Here is a 21,348-nt window from a genome sequence, read left to right as displayed (position 1 = left end):
ACTGTCCTTTTACACAAGATAAAAATCGAATTTTTTGACAATTAATCTTTTAATTGTTATAGTTAATATAATTGTTAACTTTATTAAACAAAGGTGGGATTCTATGATAAAAAAAGAAAACAGTGTATTTTATATCTCCATCTTGCTAACAACATTATTCATTATATGGGGAATTACCCCGGCAAGTTGGATACAAGGCTATGATTTGCAAAGTGTTACATCTTCCTTAAACTCATTTATCCTCAATAAATTTGGATGGTTTTACTCTCTACTTATGACCGCAATGATTATTTTAGCCACTTATTTAGCATTTTCTAAGTACGGTTCTATTCGTCTTGGTAAAGATGGAGAAAAACCACAGTATAGTTATCCATCTTGGCTATCCATGTTGTTTGGAGCAGGAATGGGAATTGGATTGCTCTTTTATGGAATCACTGAACCGATTGCACATTTTACAGATCCATTAACAGGAAAAGCAGGTACAGAGGAAAGCGCCAAACTCGCTATGCAATATTCATTTTTCCACTGGGGACTCTTTCCGTGGTCACTATACGCGATGGTTGCTTTAACAATTGCATATTTCACATTCCGTAAACAAAAAGGTAGCACAATTGGGGCTACAGTTACTCCATTATTTAATCGATCGAAAAATTCTCCTATCGGAAAAACAGTCGATATTTTGGCTGTTTTAGCCACAGTATTCGGTATTGTGCCATCTGTTGGGATTGGTGCTCAACAAATCGCCGGAGGATTAAGCTATTTATTCCCTTCTATTCATAACACTGTACTTACACAGCTTGTACTTATCGCCATCTTCGCTGTTTTATATTTAACAAGTGCACAAACAGGCTTAGATCGTGGGATTAAATATTTGAGTAACTTAAATTTCTCTCTTGCAGGTATTTTACTCGTCTCCTTTTTACTTTTAGGACCGACTGTATTTATTATGAAATATTTCACATCTACACTAGGTTCTTATATCGGAGCTTTACCTAGTATGGGATTAAATTTAGGAGCATTTAATGAAAAATCTTCTTCTTGGATTGAAAACTGGACTATTTTCTATTGGGGATGGTGGATATCTTGGTCTCCATTCGTCGGTACATTCATCGCTCGTATTTCTAAAGGGCGTACAATAAAAGAATTTATTATTGGAGTTGTATTAGTCCCAACTCTTATCTGTACATTTTGGTTTGCAGTATTTGGCGGTACCGCTATCCATATGGAAATGTTCCAATCGCTTGGTATAGCTGATGAAATCGCAAAAAATGGTACAGAGATTGGATTATTTGCTGTTATTTCACACCTACCGTTCTCTACATTTTTAACAATTATCGGGTTAATTTTAGTAGCCACATTTTTCGTTACTTCTGCTGACTCGGCAACATTTGTTGTTTCAATGCAAACGAGTAACGGAAGCTTATCACCGAAAAATAGTTTAAAACTTATATGGGGATTAACAATCGCGATAATTGCTGCTATTTTATTACAAGCTGGAGGATTAAATGCACTGCAAATAGCAGCTATAATTGCCGCGCTACCATTTTCTATCGTAGTTGTTCTTATGGTCATTTCGCTCTTTAAGGAGCTTCGAAAAGAAGATGTTAATTTACAAGCAAAAGAAGTTCCGCAAAAAATAAAGAAGGTTATGTAACGATTAGCACCTCTCCTAAAGAAGAATTCGGTCCTCCGATTAGTCCTGAATCCATTATTACTGAGGGCTGCAAAATAAATTAAATAAAACCCATTCGTATGAAATATAATTTTCATACGAATGGGTTTTACTCTATTATATAGTGTTGTAAACATGCTTTCTTCTTAACACCTTATATAACTGTTTTACATTATAATAAGATTAAGCGTTTTTATTTCTTAAATAATCTCTTTCTAAATACAAACATACTCAGTGCTGAAAGAACTAATGCTAAGCCACCAAATAAAGATACATTATTTTCTTGACCACCTGTTGCTCCTAGCGATTTCTTACTTTCTTCTTGCTTAGTAACTGCTGGTTTATTTTCTTTCACACTTTGATTCGCTACTACTTTTTCTGCCACAACTTGATTATCCACGTTTTTTTCTTGAACTACTGCGGATTGATTTACTGCGTCTTTTGAACCTTCAATTTCTTTTCCTGTTTCTTTTACCGGCTCTTTTTCTTCTTCTTTCGATTCTTCAACTTCTTTTGACGGTTCCTTTACTTCTTCTTTCGATTCTTCAACTTCTTTTGTTGGCTCTTTTTCTTCTTCTTTCGATTCTTCAATTTCTTTTGTTGGTTCTTTCACTTCTTCTTTTGGTTCTTCAACTTCTTTTGCTGGTTCTTTTTCTTCTTCTTTTGATTCTTCAGCTTCTTTTGCTGGTTCTTTTGGCTCTTCTTTTGATTCTTCAACTTCTTTTGCTGGTTCTTTTTCTTCTTCTTTTTCAACTATATTCTGGATTACTGTTCCGTTAAAACTTATACTAATTTCATCCGAATCTAAATCAAATTTATACACCTTTTCACCTGGAGTACTCCATTTTATTACTCGGTTATTAAATGTTCCACCCTCACTTGTCAGTTTAATATTCTCAATAATTTCTCCTTCTAAATCATATACAGGAACTTGAATTTCTTCATTTACTTTTGCTTCATCTAAAAAGATTTTCTGTCTGCCGGCATCAATTGAAAACCATTGGCCTAATTGTATTAACGGCCTTACATCACGAATCTCATTTCCAGCTAATTTTAAACTGAGTAGGTCTAACATTGGGCTAAGAACTGAAACATCTTTAATTTGATTATCAGCAAGATTTAACCACTGTAAACTTTTTAATGAAGATAGTGGTGTTATATCTTCAATCTGATTATGAGATACATTCACATCGTTCAACTTTTCTAAGTTTGAGATAAATTCAATATTCTTCAAACCTACTCCTTCTAAAGTAAGTTTTTCTAAGTTCATCATATATTCTAAACCTGTTATATCTTTTATATTTTCCCCTTTTTCTTTAAGTATCTCTAATTTTTTAATCTGCAATAAATCTTCTTTTGTGATAGGAGCGTTTAAATTCTCTCTACCTAAATTCTCTTTATTAATATGTTGTTGTAAAGTTTTATCAAGAATTATATTTTCCTTTTGTTCATCATTTCCTTTTATTTCATCTAACCTTTCAACAACATTTTGAATTACTGTTCCATTAAACTTAATACGATTCTCTTCTGGTTTTATATCCAACAGAAATTCGTATGTTTTTTCACCAGTAGTACTCCATTTAACAGAACCATTATTAACTACTCCATCTCCATTCTTTAATTGAACAGTATCGAGTGGCTCTCCTTGTAAATTATAGATAGGTATTTTAACTTCCTTATCTTTTTCTACATCATCTAAAAAGATTTTTTGTCTTTGAATATCAATGTACATTCTTTTCCCTAACTCTTGAACCGGTCTAACATCACGAATTTCATTTGACCCTAGCTTTAAATCGTATAAACCTGTTAAGTGGCTAAGTGGCGTTATGTCTGAGATATAGTTTTCTTCTAAATTAAGTGATTGTACGGTAGACAATCTTGATACAGGTTCGATGTTTTCTAATTCATTTTTAGAAAGATCTAACTCTACTAACTTTTTCATTGGTGTAATATGTTCAATATTAGTCAGTCCATTGTTGCTTAAAGATAAACTCTTCACATTCTTCAATTGCTCAATCCCAGCAAGATTAGCATTACTAATTTGATTATTTGCTACAGTCAAAGTCTTTAAAGTTGTTACTGTAAATAATGGTTTAATATCTTTTATATAATTACTATTTAAATCTAGCATTTTGATCTTCTTCATTTGACTCAATGGGCTTAAATCCGAGATTTTATTGTTTCTCAAGCTTAAACTTTCGATATGTTCTAACTCAGCCAAAGGTCCAATATCTTTAAGTTCACCATAAGTTATACTTAATGATTTCAATTGTCTCAAACTCGAGATAAATTGTATATTTTCTAACTTAACTTCTTCCAATGTTAAGGTTTCTAAGTTCGTCATATATTCTAAACCAGTTACGTCTTGTATTCCTTTACTTTTCGCTTCAACGACTATTAAAGATTTAACTTTTAATAAATCTTCCTTAGTTATTGGCGTATTTAGATTCTCTCTATTTAAATTATACTTATTAATATGCCTTTGTAATTGCTTATCTAATATTACATTTCCGTCTTCATCCTGTTGATCCTCTTTATTTTCCTTTTGCTTTTCTGGAACATTATTTTCTAAATTTAAAGCATTTACTTCAAACTGCACTTGATATTTATTATCATAGGCCATTGTCGGAATATAAATATGCATTTGCATATTATATCTTTTTCCTAATTCTCCTACTTCAAACTGAATCACTTTCGTTCCGTTTTTCTTTTTATCTTCTGATATTACTTTTACATCATGAAACACACCAGGAGTATGAATATCTTCTGTTTTCAAGTATTTGAAGAAATCACTATCACTTAACGTTGCCGTTACCATTTTCTTTCCATTCTCAATCGTTAACTTAGGATCCTTTATATAAACAGCTGCCATAGACTCCTCATTCGTTTTATCTTTATATGCTTTCATAACAGCATCATATGTACCATCTTCTAAAGCATAGCCCTTTTTATTAGCCTCAATTGCTACTGCCGCTAAAGCAGGCGTTGAATACGTGGCAAATGGAAGTGATAACGCCGCAGCGATAATCATCGCATTTATATGTTTTCTTTTATTTTTTTTCAACTTTACATCTCCTCCAAAATATATAAATCTAAATGTAATCATATCTCGAATAAATGATAATGATTTTCATTATCAATGTCAACTAAAAAAATAAAAAGTTAACAAAAAAATAACCCCTTTTTAAGGGGGTTATGCCATTTTTTCTCCGGTTTCTTCTTTAAAAAAGCTCTTCATCGCATGGAATACGTCTGCTTTTTGCTTTAAAATATAATATCTAAAATTCTCATCTTTAATATTTTTATAGGCTGACATGAGGGTACTATGGCGGTTGTACTGGTTCACTTCCCCATATCCAAACATATTACACTTCTTCATTAACTCTTCGACAAGCTTTACACATCTAGCATTATCTGATGTTAAATTATCACCGTCTGAAAAATGGAATGGATAAATATTATAGCGGTCTGGTGAGTATTTATTATCAATTAGCTCGAGTGCTTTTTTATATACAGAAGAACATATCGTTCCGCCACTTTCTCCTTTTGAGAAAAACTCTTCCTCTGGAACTACTTTTGCCTCCGTATGATGGGCAATAAACTCAATATCTACTGTTTCATACTTCGTTCGTAGAAATCGCGTCATCCAGAAAAAGAAGCTACGTGCCATATATTTCTCCCATATTCCCATCGATCCACTCGTATCCATCATCGCTAATACAACAGCTTTTGAATCTGGCTTTAATACTTCATTCCAAGTACGGAACTTTAAATCTTCTTGGTGAATCGGATGAAAAGAGGCTTTACCACGCATCGCATTTCGTTTATATGCGGATATCATCGTTCGTTTCTTATCGATATTTCCCCATAATCCAGTCTTTCTAATGTCATTAAATTCAACATGTTCAATCCGGTTTTCATCTATTTCTTTTCTCTTTAAATTAGGCAGCTCTAACTCTTTGAAAAATGCTTGCTCTAATTCTAAAATAGAGACTTCAGCTTCATAATAATCTTCTCCAGCCGCGTCCCCTGCTCCTTGCCCTTTTCCTGGTCCTTTTTGCTTTTGACCACCTGATCCATCTCTCGCAACGACATCACCAACTTTGCTGTCACCATTTCCTTGCCCAACGTGTTTGTTTTTATCATAATTGTACCTAATCTTATATTCATCTAAAGAACGAATCGGTATTTTTACAACATCCTTACCATTAGACATAACTATGCTTTCTTCTGTTACAAGATCGGGTAAATTATTCTTAATTGCCTCTTGTACTTTTTCTTGATGGCGTTGTTGGTCGTCATATCCTTTGCGATGGAGGGACCAGTTTTCCTGTGAAATCGTATAATTTGGTTGGTTTTCTTCACCCATTTCTTTCCCTCCTTACTGTAATTGTCTTCCCTTATGAACAGTAAGCTAGAAATTTTGTTTTATACTGTGCAAGCTAGAATGAAAGATAACTGCCCATCGAAATTCATCCCATAAACATATATAACGTTTTTCATATAATACTCCGAGCATCCTAAACAAAATTTTGCCACTCACATACTAGAAAGAAATATTCAGCCGTTGATAAGAAAGAAACACAATGCATAGTTGCACACATTTACACTTTGCAACATATTGTATTGTGTTGGCTTTTTTCGTATGAATGGTTGGTTACTCTATCATATGCATATTGTAAAAATAATTGACAATAAATTCATGAAATTGTATCTTAATTTATTACATTTGGACAAGGTATGACACTTTACACATATAAATGGATAATAAAACGCTGTCCCGCAAAATACAAGAGACAGCGTTTTGTTATCAAACTATCGGTTTAGCAGACTACCTACATAGCGTAATAATTCATTCGCAGATGAAGAATTATAGCCGTGCTCATCAATTAAGCGTGCAACAACATCATTGATTTTCTTAAGCTGATTTTCGTCTGGCGTTTTCGTTGATGTTGTAATTTTCACTATATCTTTTAAATCAGCAAATAGTTTTTTCTGAATCGCTTCGCGAAGACGCTCATGTGAATTATAATCAAAGCGTTTTCCTTTACGCGCATAAGCAGAAATGCGAATTAAAATTTCTTCACGGAATGCTTTCTTAGCATTTTCTGAAATTCCAATTTGCTCCTCAATTGAGCGCATTAGCTTTTCATCTGGACTCATTTCTTCACCTGTTAATGGATCACGTAATTTCGATTTATTGCAATATGCTTCAACGTTATCTAAGTAATTATCCATAAGTGTCTTCGCTGATTCTTCATATGAATACACGAATGCTTTTTGTACTTCTTTCTTCGCAATTTCATCATATTCTTTTCTCGCTAATGAGATGAAATTCATATAACGCTCTCGATCTTCATTACTAATTGACGGATGCTGATCCAACCCGTCTTTGAGCGATCTAAGTACATCTAATGCGTTAATAGATGGTACCTCTTTTCGAATAATTGTAGAAGAAATTCGGTTAATAACATAACGAGGGTCAATACCTCTCATACCTTCATCTTGATATTCACGTTGCAGCTCCTCTACATCAATCGCATTATAGCCTTCTACCGTTTCTCCATCATATAAACGCATCTTTTTAATTAAATCAATATCTGGACGCTTCGGATCTTTTAAACGAGTTAAAATCGTAAACATTGCTGCAACGCGAAGTGTGTGCGGTGCAATATGCACATTGGATACATCACTTTCACGAATCATTTTTTCATAAATATGTTCTTCTTCACTCACTCGTAAATTGTATGGAACTGGCATTACAATAATTCTTGAGTGCAATGCTTCATTTTTCTTGTTTGCTATGAAGGAACGATACTCCGTTTCATTCGTATGCGCTACAATTAATTCATCTGCTGAAATAAGCGCAAATCTTCCCGCTTTGAAATTCCCTTCTTGCGTAAGCGATAATAAATGCCATAAAAACTTCTCGTCGCATTTTAACATCTCTTGGAATTCCATCATCCCACGGTTTGCCTTATTCAATTCTCCATCGAAGCGATACGCTCGTGGATCTGATTCTGAACCATATTCTGCGATTGTTGAAAAGTCCAGACTACCTGTTAAATCGGCGATATCTTGTGATTTAGGATCAGACGGGCTAAATGTACCAATCCCTGTACGGCGATCTTCCGAGAAGAAAATACGCTCTACAACTACATCCTCAATTCTTGAACCATATTCTTGCTCTAGACGCATTACGTTTAATGGCGATAAATTCCCTTCAATTCTAACTCCATACTCACCAAAGAAATCATCCCGTAAATGATGCGGAATTAAATGCAGTGGATCTTCATGCATTGGGCAGCCTTTAATTGCAAAAATTGCGCCTCGATCTGTTCGTGAATATGTTTCTAATCCTCGTTTCAGCATCGTAACTAATGTTGATTTCCCGCCACTAACAGGACCCATTAATAATAAAATACGTTTTCTAACATCTAATCGTTTTGCAGATGGATGAAAATATTCCTCCACAAGACGTTCTAAAGCATCCTCTAATCCAAATAGCTGATTACTAAAGAAGTTATACTTTCTTCTACCATCTACTTCTTCGATTCCAGCATCTTTTATCATATTGTAAATGCGAGAGTGTGCTGTTTGAGCCACCCATGGTCTTTCCTTCACAAGCTCTAAATACTCCGCAAACGTACCTTCCCATTGTAACCGTTCTTCTGCTGCTCGATGCTGTTCAATCTTTTTTAGAATATCCATTATAGCTCCTCCCCCATCTCCTTGTTCAATCGGATTATTATAAAAGGTATGCTAGGATGTCCTTAAACATTCTTTAAATCAAAATGAAATATACAGTAGTGCTATAAAATTCTCTCCAAAATTCAAAGAAAATTCTGTATAATATAGGTATTAAAGTTTTTACACCTCTATTCATTTTAAATAAATTCTTTTCTTCCAAGAACCTTACATACATTTTGATTCATATTTAAGATTCGTAAACTGAAAAATAGGAGGGATATTAGTATGAAATTATTATTAATTTTAGGTGTATCACTCACATTTCTTACAGCTATTTTCACATCTGGTTACAATGATAAACCCGGTACACAAAAAAAGTGATGTGCTTCTTAGCACATCACTTTTTTTATCAATCATTTATAATACACATTTTCCACATCATATTTTGATAAAGGTCGGCTATAATAATAACCTTGCACAAACTTCACATTCTTTTCCTTCAAAAATTGTATTTGTTCCGCCTTTTCTACACCTTCTGCAATTACATTCAATTCCAAAGTATGAGCTAAATGAATAATTGCAGCTGTAATATTCGTATCACGTTCATCCACATGTATACCTTCCATAAAAGAACGATCGATTTTCAACGTATCAATTGGATACGTTTTTAAATAACTTAAAGATGAATATCCCGTCCCAAAATCATCTAAATGAATCTTTAAATTTTGTTCTTTTAATTGTAGCAATACCCTTTTCGATATGTCTTTATGCATAAGGGCTCCTTCTGTAACCTCTATCGCTAATAGATGAGCTGGTACATTGTACTTATGTAACGCCCGTGTAATCATCTCTATTAATGTAATCGAGCGAAAGTGCCTGGCTGAAATATTAACTGCAATCGGGACAACTTCATATCCTTTATTTAACCATTCACGTATTTGCCGACACACTTCATTTACTACCCATTCATCAAGCTTAATAATAAATCCTGTTCTTTCTGCTAGCGGAATAAATTGATTGGGAGAGACAAATCCCAATTCTTTATTCTCCCACCTTATTAAAGCTTCCATACTCGCTATTTTTTTCGTTTCAATATTCATTTGTGGCTGATAATACAAGCAGAATTCATTTTTTTCTATAGCACGATGCAATTGGTTTTCTATTATAAATCTTTGTTCACGCTCACAATCTAATCCACTGCAATAAAACTGATAATGCCCTTTTCCTTTTTCTTTTGCTTTTTCCAAAGCAGCATCAACTCTTTGGAATAATATTTTTTCATCCTCTCCATCTGTTGGAGCCATTACAATTCCGATTGACGCACTTAAATAGACGTCCTCTTCTTCGATTACAAAATGTTCACTAATCTTTTTTAGTATGCTTTTTGCAACTATCTCTACACGTTCTTTCGTTATATTTTCTATTAACATAACAAATTGATCATCGTGTTCTCTAAATAAGTGCATACCGTCTATTTGAAGACTGCTTAAACATTCTGTAACTTTTTGTAATACTTTATCTCCTTCTTTATGACCAAAAGTATCATTAATAAGGTGAAATTCATCTAAATCTATAAAAACAAGTGCAAACTCTGTATTATCATTTAAAAAAACATTTAACTTATTTGCACATGAAATTCTATTCATTAATCCTGTTAATTGGTCATAATAAGCTAAATATTCTGTTCGCATTTCATTCAATACTTGCCTTGTAACATCCCTCGTAACAATATATACCCCAACAATTTCGGCGTTCACAATAATCGGAATAGTTCTCAAAGAAATATAGAGCTCGTACCCTTCTTTATGAACATATTTCCTTGAAACAATTTGTTTTGCCCTTCCTTGCAGGGCTCCTTTAAATATAATTTGAAAATCTTTTTCATATTCCTTATTAATAAATTCAAAAATAAATTTATTATGTAATTCTTCATATCGATATCCAAATATTTCATACGTTGCTGGATTTGCATATGTAATTCTACCTATAGAATCCATAGATATAATGGAGTCATTATTATATTCTAATAACGACTTAAACAACATTTGTTTTTCCTCTATCTCTGCCTTTTCCTCAATCTGAGCTGTGATATCCCTCGTAATACAAATAATAAACTGACATACTCCTTCTTCGTCGAATACAGGATTAAGTGAAGATTCATAATGTAACTCACCCTTTGGTAAACTAACTACATCACAAAAGGTATGTGCTTTCGCTTCGCTCGCTACTTTTGCATATTGCACTCGCAATATTTCCGCCGTATCTTCTGATAATACTTCAGCAAACGTTTTTCCATAACATTCTTCGCCTAGCTTCGCATAATCCATACCTATCTTATTTACATAAATATATTTAAAGGTTTCCTCATCCATAACTTTCACAATAAATACTAAATCTTGAATAGCATGTAATAGTCCTCTTCTTATTAAATCCATATCTATCATACTTAAAAAGGTATTTTGATTATTATATTGTTCCTTCATATTTATCTCAACCCGTCTAATCTATTTTTATTCATATATCCCATTCTATATGAATATGTACCCTTTTTTAAATGTATGATTACATATTATTTTTATTTTTAGAAAAAAAGTCGCCATATGGCGACTTTTAATAAACAATTTCTAAATCTAATCCCGGATAATTTTGTTGACGGAATGCTTCATAAATTAAAATAGCTGCTGTATTAGATAAATTTAATGAGCGCACTTTATCAGTCATTGGAATACGTAAACAATGATCGAAATTTTCTTCGATTACATTAGCTGGTAAGCCGTTTGTTTCTCTTCCAAATACAAAATAGTAATCCTTCTCACGTTTGCTATAATCAAATGCTGTATGAGCTTTCTCGCCATACTTTGTTAAATAGAAGAATTCACCGTCTTTATTTTTCTCATAAAATTCTTCAATTGAATCATAATACGTAACTTTCACGTGCTGCCAATAATCTAATCCTGCACGCTTTAACATTTTATCATCCGTTGAAAATCCAAGCGGTCTAATCAAATGTAATTCTGTTCCAGTTGCTGCACAAGTACGAGCAATATTCCCTGTATTTGCTGGAATTTCTGGTTGATATAAAACAACATGTACTCCCACGCGATATTCACCTCTGTTTTTTGTCTACTACGTATTATACCACTTGAGCGAAAAATCTCTACCCATTAATAATATGAAAGAATTTATATTTCATTTGTGGTGTATATTTACTAGAATCTTCATAGTTCCAATAACGCCGACGGCTATTCGCTGAATGTGCATTTACAAGTGGCATACCATCTGCGTCTTTTGCTACTACAATCGTCGTATGATTCCACCTACCATCATCCTCGAAATCATAAGCGATGACATCACCAAGAATAAGGTCCTCTGGCCTTTCTACCGCTTCAGCTCGAAGCCCTGTTGTAGCACCTGACAAATACCAATAAAAAGAGTGTGCGACAGCCCAGCTCCAACTCCACTGATTCTCCCTTTGCCACCATCCTTTGCGAATATTAGGATATCCATTCATTGGTACTTCTCCAGTATGAAGACATTGAGAAATAAAATTCGTACAATTATCAGGGAAATTACGATATACAGGGTTTCGATCATCCCACCAACGCTCTGCATATTTAACCGCCTCTAAACGGTTGTACTGATAAGAACCATACTTCTCTTTTGTAACTTCCCTTTCTAACGTCTCACTCATTCCAACTGCTTCTGGCACTTCAATAGCATAATCACCTATTACCCGACTATTATTTAAACAAACTCTTCGTTTTAGTTGTTCCTCTTCGATATAAAATAATTCTTTATGTTTAATTAAATATTTAAAATGTATTTGATAATCAATTTCTTGATGATTGCTATTATTTAATTGTCTCATGAAAGAAACATCCGCAGTTGCTTTCACTATCTCTGCATTACGCTTTTGAAACAATTGTTTCTTTCTCTGTGCTATTTGTAATAAATCTTCAGCAATACCATCTACATTTGTTCGTTTCTCTGTTACATATGCTAAAAATTGTTGTACTTGCTTTTCAATATTTATTTTTACAACCATTTCGTCTCCCTCCCATATTACAATATGAAGAAGGGAGATATTATCTACTCTTTTTTCTGCGCTAACAATTCAAGTCCGCGATTCATTTCATGAAGAACCTCTTCATCTTTCTCACGTTGCATCGCTTTTTCAATAGCTTCGCCCACGCCATCTCCACCAATTTTCCCAAGTGCCCATGCTGCTGTTCCGCGAAGTACTGGTCTTGGATCGTCTTTCATAACACCAATTAAATCTGGAATTGCTGATGCCTCTTTAAAATGCGCAAGTGCCAAAATTGCATTTCGTTGCAACGGCTTTTTACCTCTCCATGAACCAGACATAATTCCATATTTCTCTTTAAAATCACGATTGCTAATTGTTAAAAGTGGTGTTAATAACGGCTTAACTAACTCAGGATCTGGTTCCATCTCAGGATGATTATGAAAATCCATTCCTTTATTTTTCGGACAAACAGTCTGACATGTATCACATCCATAAATACGATTTCCTATTTTGTCGCGGTATTCTTCCGGTAGGAATCCTTTCGTTTGTGTTAAAAATGCAATACATTTCTTCGAATCTAACTGTCCTCCTTGTATTAAAGCGCCTGTAGGACAAACATCAATACATTTTGTACAACTTCCACATTGATCTTCTATCGGCTGATCTGGTGGGAAGGGAACGTTTGTAATTATTTCTCCTAAATATACATACGAACCAAATTCAGGTGTAATAATAGCGCAATTCTTACCACTCCATCCAATACCGGCACGCTCCGAAACAGCTCGATCACTTAATTCACCCGTATCAACCATTGACTTAACTTCTATATCGGGAAGTTTTTCGATTAAATATGCTTCTAATTTTTGCAAACGATCTCGTAAAACAAGATGATAATCTTGTCCCCAAGAGGCACGACAAAAAATACCGCGGCGTTCTCCGCGCTTACTTAATGGTGCATTTTTTAATTTTGAAGGATACGCTAATGCAATCGCAATAATTGATTTTGCACCAGGTAGTAGAAGCTGTGGGTTCGTTCTCTTTTCTATATCAGACTCTTCAAATCCCGATTGATAATTTAATTGTTGTTGCTGGATTAACCTCTGCTTTAATTCCTCAAATGGTGAGGCACTAGCAAAGCCTATTTTATCTATACCAATTGTTTTACTATACGCAATGACATCTTGCTTTAATTGTTCAAAATCCATTCCTAATCGCCTCCTCAGATGAATCCATCCCTTATGTAACGACTATATTGGTTAGCAATTCACTTTTGGAATACTATTCTTTACTTCTATTTTCGCATACAATTATGTTTTTCAAACATTAAAAAACGCAATGCCTCGTTTATCTTAGAAACGAAACACTGCGTTGATCACAATTTATAGAAAAACATTTAATAAAATTTGGAGCGGGTGAAGAGAATCGAACTCTCGACCAGAGCTTGGAAGGCTCTTGTTTTACCACTAAACTACACCCGCAAATATGAAATAAATATAAGATATTAGAATAACTTATGTAAAGTAGTATAGCATGTAAAAAAAACGGAAGCAAGAATTTTATCGAAAAAAGTCGAAAAAGTGATGAGTATCTCATCACTTTTTCAATTCTTTATCAATCGCCTTCTTCATACTATCCAAATCAGGGTTTGCAAGATTTCCGTTTATATATACTGAAGGAGCACCTTGAACTTTTAATTTTTGAGCACGATCTGAATCTTTACGTACTTTTTCTTTTATTTCTTTACTGTGTAAATCTTTCTTAAATTGTTCTACATCAACTTTCGGAAGCTTCTCTTTCACAATGTTAAGAAGTAATTCTTCTGTAATCCATTCTTCCGTGTCTTTCTTTTGACTTTGATAAATCTCATCGTAGAAAATCCAGAATGAATCTTGATCTTGTTTATAAATTGCTTCACCAGCTGCTGCACCTAAATCAGAGTCTTTTCCGATAAATGGGAAGTTAATAAAGTATAACTGCACTTTACCTTTATCGATATACTCTTCTTTTAATCGTGGTAATACTGTTACATCCCAAGTACGACAAGCAGGACATTTGAAGTCTCCAAATTCAACTACCTTAACTGGGGCATCATCTTTCCCTAAAGATTGTTGTGTGGAATAAGCAAACATCTCATTCCCTTTATCTTTTTTGTCATTTATGATGCTATACGCAATTGTTCCGATTACAATCAATACTGCGATAGAAAAAACTACACCAAGAGCCATGAGTTTATTTGATTTCATATACATTCCTCTTTAAATTCATATTCTGTATACAGCATTGTACACAATACACATAATATCAACACTTATATACGTCACGCAATGAACACGCTCACATAAATTACAAAAACACAATAATTGTGACGATATTGTGTCACAATTTGTCACAATTTATTCAAAAAAAGGAAGCTCCTATGTAGGAACTTCCTTTAGCTTACTGCTTTTTCACGAGCACTCTTTAACATCGACTGCTCTGTTTTTATATCATGACGAATTACTAACTTCTCACTAACTGCTTGCACATACTCATTATGATTGATATAGCCTTCTTTCTCCATTAATCTCAAAACGACATTTCGTCTCTCTACGGCCTTATCATAATTTTGTGCAGGTGAGTAATAAGCGGGTGCCTTTACTACAGCAGCCATCATTGCACTTTCAGCCAACGTTAATTGGCTCACCTTTTTACCGAAGTAAAGGTTTGCTGCTTTTTCAATTCCCCATGCTCCTTCTCCGTAATAAATATTACTTACATACAATTTTAAAATTTCATCCTTCGTAAATGTCCGTTCAATTTTTTTCGTATAAAAAATTTCTTTCCACTTACGAGAAAATGTACGTTCATTCGTTAAAAAGGCATTTTTGGATAACTGTTGTGTAATTGTGCTTCCGCCTTGCACAACACCACCAGCTTTTATATTCTCAACAGACGCTCTGACAATCGCTATATAATCTAAACCGTTATGATGATAAAACCTTTTATCTTCTGTCGCAATAAATGCATGTGTTAATGATTCTGGCACCTCTAACTTAGCAGGTACATGTAATTTACTAATATCACTTTGCTCGATCATTATATTTCCAATGAATAATAACGTACAACTTAACAATAATAATAAAATAATGGCTTTATAAAAGAATTTAGTCATTGGATTTAATGCAACTTTTTGATGATAGTTCACCCTAGATAATACTCGTTCTTTCATCTTAAACACCTCTTTTCCACACAGCGTATAACTCTTACTTTAAGAATACCTTGTTGTAAAAAAATATCCCATCGATTTCTCTTACACGTACCTTACATCATTGTAAGGTATAAAAAAGTATTGTATCACAGTCCTTTTTTATCTACTATTCATCTGAAATATTGAATATAGATTATGCTAAACCAATAACAGAGTATACCTTAAGCCTATACTTCCCTATTAAAACATCCTATTTTCATTATATCATCTACAAAAATATATATTTGTAAGTATCTAGTAATCTAAATGTATACAATATATCATACATTATACAGAACAAACGTTCCTGAAATCAATACTAGCACTATTATTATTTTGACCTTTTTCTTAAACAGTATACAAAAAAGAGTAGTGATTTGATTGTATCTCAAACCGGCTACTCTTTTCTTCACAATCTACCTATTAAATTATATGGCTGCACTTCCCACGTTTCGTACGGAATACAATGTGTTGCTCTCATCGCATCAAGCGTTCTGGATTTCATATGAGGACGCGTTATATACTCATCTATATTCTCTTCATTTAAAACAACAAATTTAGCCTCTTGTATTTCTTCAGGCTGAATTTGTATTTCACCGCTCACGTATGCCACTTTAAAAACAACACCTAGAATGTGCATGGAAGCATTATAATAAACTCCTGTAATACCGATAGGCTTCACCGTTAATCCTGTTTCCTCTTTTATTTCCCTACAAACAGCTTGATCGAGCGCTTCTCCTTCTTCCACCTGTCCTCCTGGCAACTCCCACGTATCCGATCGCCAATGTACTTTAGCTAATAACACTTCGTCTTTTTCATTTGTTAAATAACCTGCTACAGCAACGATATGCTTTGGTGTTTTATGTTCCATATTAAACCTCCTAGAAATAATGATTATTTCATATATCCCTATAAGCATATTCCCTGTCTAAAACAAAATACCTTTACTAATTCATCCTCTTAATTAACTTCATGAAAAAAAGCCCCTATCCGTTAAATGAACAGGGGCTTCTATCGTATTATTCTCCTAAGTCTACGTTGTGGTAAACTTGTTGCACATCTTCTAGATCTTCTAATGCATCAACCATTTTTTCAAATTGTACTTGAGCCTCTTCAGGAAGTTCTACATCACTTTGTGCAAGCATTGTTAATTCTGCAACTGTGAATTCTTCAACACCAGCATCTTTAAGTGCAGATTGTACGGAATGGAATTGATCAGGTTCAGCATACACGATAACAGAATCTTCTTCTTCTAGAATGTCACGTGCATCAACATCTGCTTCCATTAAAATTTCAAGAACTTCATCTGATGTTTTACCTTCAAGACCGATAACAGCTGTCGCATCAAACATGTAAGCTACAGAACCGTTTACACCCATGTTACCACTGTTTTTGCTAAATGCAGCTCGTACATCTGCTGCAGTACGGTTTACGTTATTTGTAAGTGTATCTACAATTACCATAGATCCATTTGGTCCGAATCCTTCATAACGAAGCTCGTCATAATTTTCTTCTGAACCGCCTTTTGCCTTTTCAACTGCACGATCAATAATTGTTCTTGGTACGTTGTATGTTTTCGCACGTTCTAATACAACTCTAAGCGCTTGGTTTGATTCTGGATCTGGCTCGCCTTGTTTTGCTGCCACATAAATCTCACGTCCAAATTTCGCGTATATACGGCTTGTATTTGCATCTTTTGATGCTTTTTTTTCTTTAATATTATTCCATTTACGACCCATACTTTCCACTCTCTTTCCCGTTTTAAATCTACATAAAAATATTAATATGAAATATAATGTGTATTCAACACATTTTTAAAAGAAATATAAAAAGTTCATTTTTGATTCATATTACAGACATAATATAAATTACTATCATTTTGTTCTTTCGACAAGTTATATTATACATGAATTTCTACATTTATTACGAATTTTAGAAGCACATAGTATAATTTAACAAAAAAGACTCTAACAGAAATGTTAGAGTCTTTTTATATAGCCGATACATATTTCCATAATATTCCCATAACTACTTTCTATTGTTGTATAATAAAAAAAGGAAAAAATTTGAAGAGAGATGGAGGGAGAAGTATGACACATTCACATGAGAAAAAAGCACATGGTCTGAAAGGAATAGGAGAGAAGTTAAACCCAACTATCTATCAAGTGAGATTCATGAAATTAGATGAACCAATTCAATTTGAGTCATTTCCTGAATTAAAGGAATTAGGAGATTGGTTGAGTACTTCAACGCACATGTGGGCGTGCCACTCAACTATGTACAAGTACAACAAAGAAGAGTTTGAAAAGAGGTTTTTAGAAATTACAAACTTAACCGTTGATAATGTACTAATATCTACTGGTGCTGTCGGATTTAACTTCATGTCACCGGGTTGGAGAAATTCTCTCTAGAGTGCTCGAAGGGAATATTGTATATACAATATTCTGCTGGAATTTTATAGAATATCACAATTAAAAGGATAAAAATGAATGTTTGTTTTTATCCTTTTAATGTTTCGCAGTCTACTCACCGTACACTTTTTGTACTTATTTTGTCATATAATGAAAAGAAAATACAAAAAAACTCTATACTAATTGTATAGAGTTTTTTTCGCCGTTCATGATACCGATGGTCGGGGTCGAACCGACACTCCCGAAGGAACACGATTTTGAGTCGTGCGCGTCTGCCAATTCCGCCACATCGGCACAAAAGAAAGGCGGCAACCGGATTTGAACCGGTGGTAAAGGTTTTGCAGACCTCTGCCTTACCACTTGGCTATGCCGCCATGTTAAATTTTATTGGAGCGGAAGACGGGATTCGAACCCGCGACCCCAACCTTGGCAAGGTTGTATTCTACCACTGAACTACTTCCGCAAAATGGCTGGGCTAGCTGGATTCGAACCAGCGCATGACGGAGTCAAAGTCCGTTGCCTTACCGCTTGGCTATAGCCCATCGAATTCTTACTTAATTATATGTAAGTATCAATTAAATTATTTGTAATTTTAAAAATAAAAATGGGGCGACTGATGGGAATCGAACCCACGAATGCCGGAGCCACAATCCGGTGCGTTAACCACTTCGCCACAACCGCCATGTTGTGTAAATATATTTGGCAGGGGCAGTAGGAATCGAACCCACACTGGAGGTTTTGGAGACCTCAGTTCTACCTTTAAACTATGCCCCTATGTAAATGGTGGAGGGGGGCAGATTCGAACTGCCGAACCCGAAGGAGCGGATTTACAGTCCGCCGCGTTTAGCCACTTCGCTACCCCTCCGAAACTTACATGGTGCCGGCTAGAGGACTTGAACCCCCAACCTACTGATTACAAGTCAGTTGCTCTACCAATTGAGCTAAGCCGGCGTATATTATTAAGATAAATGGTGGCTCGGGACGGAATCGAACCGCCGACACGAGGATTTTCAGTCCTCTGCTCTACCGACTGAGCTACCGAGCCTTATTAAAATGGCGGTCCCGACCGGGGTCGAACCGGCGATCTCCTGCGTGACAGGCAGGCATGTTAACCACTACACCACGGGACCATTTGGTTGCGGGGACAGGATTTGAACCTGCGACCTTCGGGTTATGAGCCCGACGAGCTACCGTGCTGCTCCACCCCGCGATAATACTATTCATATAATTTATATGGTGGAGGATGACGGGATCGAACCGCCGACCCCCTGCTTGTAAGGCAGGTGCTCTCCCAGCTGAGCTAATCCTCCAAAAGTGGTGACCCGTACGGGATTCGAACCCGTGTTACCGCCGTGAAAGGGCGGTGTCTTAACCACTTGACCAACGGGCCAAATATTATAAATCCTATGGCGGAGAGCAAGGGATTCGAACCCTTGATACGCTTGTGACGTATACACGATTTCCAATCGTGCTCCTTCGGCCAACTCGGACAGCTCTCCAATGGCTCCGCAGGTAGGAATCGAACCTACGACCGATCGGTTAACAGCCGATAGCTCTACCGCTGAGCTACTGCGGAATAATATTGCCTGGCAACGTCCTACTCTCACAGGGACAAGGTCCCAACTACCATCGGCGCTAGAGAGCTTAACTTCCGTGTTCGGTATGGGAACGGGTGTGACCTCTCTGCCATCATTACCAGACATTATTCTTTTGAGACAATCATTATTATAACTTATTTTCTTTAAAAGTCAACAAGTTTTTTATGTTCTCTCAAAACTAGATAACATTGCTACATATTATATGGTTAAGTCCTCGATCTATTAGTATTCGTCAGCTCCACATGTCACCATGCTTCCACCTCGAACCTATCAACCTGATCATCTTTCAGGGATCTTACTAGCTTACGCTATGGGAAATCTCATCTTGAGGGGGGCTTCATGCTTAGATGCTTTCAGCACTTATCCCTTCCGCACATAGCTACCCAGCTATGCCCTTGGCAGAACAACTGGTACACCAGCGGTGCGTCCATCCCGGTCCTCTCGTACTAAGGACAGCTCCTCTCAAATTTCCTACGCCCACGACGGATAGGGACCGAACTGTCTCACGACGTTCTGAACCCAGCTCGCGTACCGCTTTAATGGGCGAACAGCCCAACCCTTGGGACCGACTACAGCCCCAGGATGCGATGAGCCGACATCGAGGTGCCAAACCTCCCCGTCGATGTGGACTCTTGGGGGAGATAAGCCTGTTATCCCCGGGGTAGCTTTTATCCGTTGAGCGATGGCCCTTCCATGCGGAACCACCGGATCACTAAGCCCGACTTTCGTCCCTGCTCGACTTGTAGGTCTCGCAGTCAAGCTCCCTTATGCCTTTGCACTCTACGAATGATTTCCAACCATTCTGAGGGAACCTTTGGGCGCCTCCGTTACACTTTAGGAGGCGACCGCCCCAGTCAAACTGCCCACCTGACACTGTCTCCCGGGTCGATAAGACCCGTAGGTTAGAATTTCAATACAGTCAGGGCGGTATCCCACCAGCGCCTCCACCGAAGCTAGCGCTCCGGTTTCAATGGCTCCCGCCTATCCTGTACAAACTGTACCAAAATTCAATATCAGGCTACAGTAAAGCTCCACGGGGTCTTTCCGTCCTGTCGCGGGTAACCTGCATCTTCACAGGTACTATAATTTCACCGAGTCTCTGGTTGAGACAGTGCCCAAATCGTTACACCTTTCGTGCGGGTCGGAACTTACCCGACAAGGAATTTCGCTACCTTAGGACCGTTATAGTTACGGCCGCCGTTTACTGGGGCTTCAGTTCAGAGCTTCGCTTACGCTAACCCCTCTCCTTAACCTTCCAGCACCGGGCAGGTGTCAGCCCCTATACTTCGCCTTACGGCTTCGCAGAGACCTGTGTTTTTGCTAAACAGTCGCTTGGGCCTATTCACTGCGGCTTTCCGTTAAGAAAGCACCCCTTCTCCCGAAGTTACGGGGTCATTTTGCCGAGTTCCTTAACCAGAGTTCTCTCGCACACCTTAGGATTCTCTCCTCGCCTACCTGTGTCGGTTTGCGGTACAGGCACCTTTTATCTCGCTAGAAGCTTTTCTTGGCAGCGGGGAATCAAAGACTTCGCTCCATAAGGAGCTTCCCCATCACAGCTCAGCCTTCACGATAAGCGGATTTGCCTACTTATCAGCCTAACTGCTTGGACGTGCACAACCAATCGCACGCTTCTTCTATCCTTCTGCGTCCCTCCATTGCTCAAACGATAAAGAGGTGGTACAGGAATATCAACCTGTTGTCCATCGCCTACGCCTGTCGGCCTC

Annotated in this window: 13 protein-coding genes, 16 tRNA genes and 2 rRNA genes (1 of these 31 cut by a window edge); 2 read left to right on the top strand and 29 right to left on the bottom strand. The window is 36.3% G+C overall.

Going from position 1 to position 21,348, the window contains the following annotated elements; all coding sequences use genetic code 11:
• Positions 1–103 precede the first annotated feature (103 nt).
• Positions 104–1,654 (top strand): glycine betaine transporter OpuD, encoded by a 1,551-nt coding sequence (gene opuD, locus ACU8YW_RS02940; RefSeq protein WP_199695643.1) that lies wholly within the window; start codon positions 104–106, stop codon positions 1,652–1,654.
• Positions 1,655–1,865: 211 nt separating this feature from the next.
• Here opuD and ACU8YW_RS02935 read toward each other — a convergent pair whose 3' ends face one another.
• From ACU8YW_RS02935 to ACU8YW_RS02880, 12 genes are all read right to left on the bottom strand, one after another.
• On the bottom strand, positions 1,866–4,736 hold the full coding sequence (locus ACU8YW_RS02935) for an NEAT domain-containing protein (protein WP_426934354.1): 2,871 nt from the start codon (positions 4,734–4,736) through the stop codon (positions 1,866–1,868).
• Between the two features lie 129 nt (positions 4,737–4,865).
• The gene (gene yhbH, locus ACU8YW_RS02930; RefSeq protein WP_046957378.1) at positions 4,866–6,041 is read right to left on the bottom strand and encodes a sporulation protein YhbH; all 1,176 of its coding nucleotides are present in this window, start codon (positions 6,039–6,041) and stop codon (positions 4,866–4,868) included.
• 446 nt (positions 6,042–6,487) lie between these two features.
• Positions 6,488–8,383 (bottom strand): ATP-dependent protease PrkA, encoded by a 1,896-nt coding sequence (gene prkA, locus ACU8YW_RS02925; RefSeq protein ID WP_000353275.1) that lies wholly within the window; start codon positions 8,381–8,383, stop codon positions 6,488–6,490.
• A gap of 392 nt (positions 8,384–8,775) precedes the next feature.
• Positions 8,776–10,845, bottom strand: coding sequence for a sensor domain-containing protein (locus tag ACU8YW_RS02920; RefSeq protein ID WP_088610253.1), 2,070 nt, complete (start codon positions 10,843–10,845; stop codon positions 8,776–8,778).
• Between the two features lie 127 nt (positions 10,846–10,972).
• On the bottom strand, positions 10,973–11,461 hold the full coding sequence (trmL, locus tag ACU8YW_RS02915; RefSeq protein ID WP_000538149.1) for a tRNA (uridine(34)/cytosine(34)/5-carboxymethylaminomethyluridine(34)-2'-O)-methyltransferase TrmL: 489 nt from the start codon (positions 11,459–11,461) through the stop codon (positions 10,973–10,975).
• Positions 11,462–11,519: 58 nt separating this feature from the next.
• Complete coding sequence (locus tag ACU8YW_RS02910) at positions 11,520–12,407, bottom strand: amidase domain-containing protein (protein ID WP_000260555.1); 888 nt, start codon at positions 12,405–12,407, stop codon at positions 11,520–11,522.
• Positions 12,408–12,451: 44 nt separating this feature from the next.
• On the bottom strand, positions 12,452–13,594 hold the full coding sequence (queG, locus tag ACU8YW_RS02905; protein ID WP_048541846.1) for a tRNA epoxyqueuosine(34) reductase QueG: 1,143 nt from the start codon (positions 13,592–13,594) through the stop codon (positions 12,452–12,454).
• A 199-nt stretch (positions 13,595–13,793) separates the two neighbouring features.
• Positions 13,794–13,867, bottom strand: a tRNA-Gly gene (locus ACU8YW_RS02900).
• Positions 13,868–13,981: 114 nt separating this feature from the next.
• Positions 13,982–14,632, bottom strand: coding sequence for a DsbA family protein (locus tag ACU8YW_RS02895; RefSeq protein WP_426934353.1), 651 nt, complete (start codon positions 14,630–14,632; stop codon positions 13,982–13,984).
• 188 nt (positions 14,633–14,820) lie between these two features.
• A complete protein-coding gene (locus ACU8YW_RS02890; protein ID WP_088610251.1) occupies positions 14,821–15,597 on the bottom strand; it encodes a transglycosylase domain-containing protein in 777 nt (258 codons plus the stop codon).
• A gap of 427 nt (positions 15,598–16,024) precedes the next feature.
• Entirely contained in the window at positions 16,025–16,486 is a 462-nt protein-coding gene (locus ACU8YW_RS02885) for an NUDIX hydrolase (protein WP_088610250.1), read from the bottom strand.
• A gap of 148 nt (positions 16,487–16,634) precedes the next feature.
• A complete protein-coding gene (locus ACU8YW_RS02880; protein ID WP_088610249.1) occupies positions 16,635–17,354 on the bottom strand; it encodes a YebC/PmpR family DNA-binding transcriptional regulator in 720 nt (239 codons plus the stop codon).
• A gap of 351 nt (positions 17,355–17,705) precedes the next feature.
• On the opposite strand from ACU8YW_RS02880, the gene ACU8YW_RS02875 reads away from it, so the two are divergent.
• Positions 17,706–18,026 carry a DUF3884 family protein gene (locus ACU8YW_RS02875; RefSeq protein ID WP_046956772.1) on the top strand — a complete coding sequence of 107 codons (321 nt, stop codon included), beginning with the start codon at positions 17,706–17,708 and terminating at the stop codon, positions 18,024–18,026.
• Positions 18,027–18,238: 212 nt separating this feature from the next.
• Here the strand turns inward: ACU8YW_RS02875 and ACU8YW_RS02870 are convergent.
• From ACU8YW_RS02870 to ACU8YW_RS02790, 17 genes are all read right to left on the bottom strand, one after another.
• Positions 18,239–18,320, bottom strand: a tRNA-Leu gene (locus ACU8YW_RS02870).
• Between the two features lie 9 nt (positions 18,321–18,329).
• Positions 18,330–18,400 (bottom strand) — tRNA-Cys (locus ACU8YW_RS02865).
• A gap of 14 nt (positions 18,401–18,414) precedes the next feature.
• Positions 18,415–18,489 (bottom strand) — tRNA-Gly (locus ACU8YW_RS02860).
• A 4-nt stretch (positions 18,490–18,493) separates the two neighbouring features.
• Positions 18,494–18,568, bottom strand: a tRNA-Gln gene (locus ACU8YW_RS02855).
• Between the two features lie 63 nt (positions 18,569–18,631).
• Positions 18,632–18,707 (bottom strand) — tRNA-His (locus ACU8YW_RS02850).
• Between the two features lie 19 nt (positions 18,708–18,726).
• Positions 18,727–18,800, bottom strand: a tRNA-Trp gene (locus ACU8YW_RS02845).
• 7 nt (positions 18,801–18,807) lie between these two features.
• Positions 18,808–18,891 (bottom strand) — tRNA-Tyr (locus ACU8YW_RS02840).
• A gap of 10 nt (positions 18,892–18,901) precedes the next feature.
• Positions 18,902–18,977 (bottom strand) — tRNA-Thr (locus ACU8YW_RS02835).
• 18 nt (positions 18,978–18,995) lie between these two features.
• Positions 18,996–19,071: transfer RNA gene (locus tag ACU8YW_RS02830), tRNA-Phe, on the bottom strand.
• Positions 19,072–19,080: 9 nt separating this feature from the next.
• Positions 19,081–19,156, bottom strand: a tRNA-Asp gene (locus ACU8YW_RS02825).
• A gap of 3 nt (positions 19,157–19,159) precedes the next feature.
• A tRNA-Met gene (locus ACU8YW_RS02820) sits at positions 19,160–19,236 on the bottom strand.
• Positions 19,237–19,260: 24 nt separating this feature from the next.
• Positions 19,261–19,336: transfer RNA gene (locus ACU8YW_RS02815), tRNA-Val, on the bottom strand.
• Between the two features lie 5 nt (positions 19,337–19,341).
• Positions 19,342–19,416, bottom strand: a tRNA-Glu gene (locus ACU8YW_RS02810).
• Positions 19,417–19,433: 17 nt separating this feature from the next.
• Positions 19,434–19,525, bottom strand: a tRNA-Ser gene (locus tag ACU8YW_RS02805).
• Positions 19,526–19,527: 2 nt separating this feature from the next.
• Positions 19,528–19,602, bottom strand: a tRNA-Asn gene (locus ACU8YW_RS02800).
• 8 nt (positions 19,603–19,610) lie between these two features.
• Positions 19,611–19,726 (bottom strand): 5S ribosomal RNA (rrf, locus tag ACU8YW_RS02795).
• Positions 19,727–19,826: 100 nt separating this feature from the next.
• A 23S ribosomal RNA gene (locus tag ACU8YW_RS02790) occupies positions 19,827–21,348 on the bottom strand (it continues 1,400 nt past the right edge of the window).

The sequence above is a fragment of the Bacillus pretiosus genome (assembly GCF_052947655.1).
The sequence above is the reverse complement of the archived record's forward strand: the minus strand, read 5'-3'. Positions and strand labels throughout refer to the sequence as shown.

Bases quoted from the DNA above. Each gene is read 5' to 3' on its own strand.
- ACU8YW_RS02920 (WP_088610253.1), bottom strand. From the start codon at position 10,845: ATGAAGGAACAATATAATAATCAAAATACCTTTTTAAGTATGATAGAT.
- queG (WP_048541846.1), bottom strand. From the start codon at position 13,594: ATGGATTTTGAACAATTAAAGCAAGATGTCATTGCGTATAGTAAAACA.
- ACU8YW_RS02890 (WP_088610251.1), bottom strand. From the start codon at position 15,597: ATGAAAGAACGAGTATTATCTAGGGTGAACTATCATCAAAAAGTTGCA.
- ACU8YW_RS02910 (WP_000260555.1), bottom strand. From the start codon at position 12,407: ATGGTTGTAAAAATAAATATTGAAAAGCAAGTACAACAATTTTTAGCA.
- prkA (WP_000353275.1), bottom strand. From the start codon at position 8,383: ATGGATATTCTAAAAAAGATTGAACAGCATCGAGCAGCAGAAGAACGG.
- ACU8YW_RS02885 (WP_088610250.1), bottom strand. From the start codon at position 16,486: ATGGAACATAAAACACCAAAGCATATCGTTGCTGTAGCAGGTTATTTA.
- ACU8YW_RS02875 (WP_046956772.1), top strand. From the start codon at position 17,706: ATGACACATTCACATGAGAAAAAAGCACATGGTCTGAAAGGAATAGGA.
- opuD (WP_199695643.1), top strand. From the start codon at position 104: ATGATAAAAAAAGAAAACAGTGTATTTTATATCTCCATCTTGCTAACA.
- ACU8YW_RS02895 (WP_426934353.1), bottom strand. From the start codon at position 14,632: ATGAAATCAAATAAACTCATGGCTCTTGGTGTAGTTTTTTCTATCGCA.
- yhbH (WP_046957378.1), bottom strand. From the start codon at position 6,041: ATGGGTGAAGAAAACCAACCAAATTATACGATTTCACAGGAAAACTGG.
- ACU8YW_RS02880 (WP_088610249.1), bottom strand. From the start codon at position 17,354: ATGGGTCGTAAATGGAATAATATTAAAGAAAAAAAAGCATCAAAAGAT.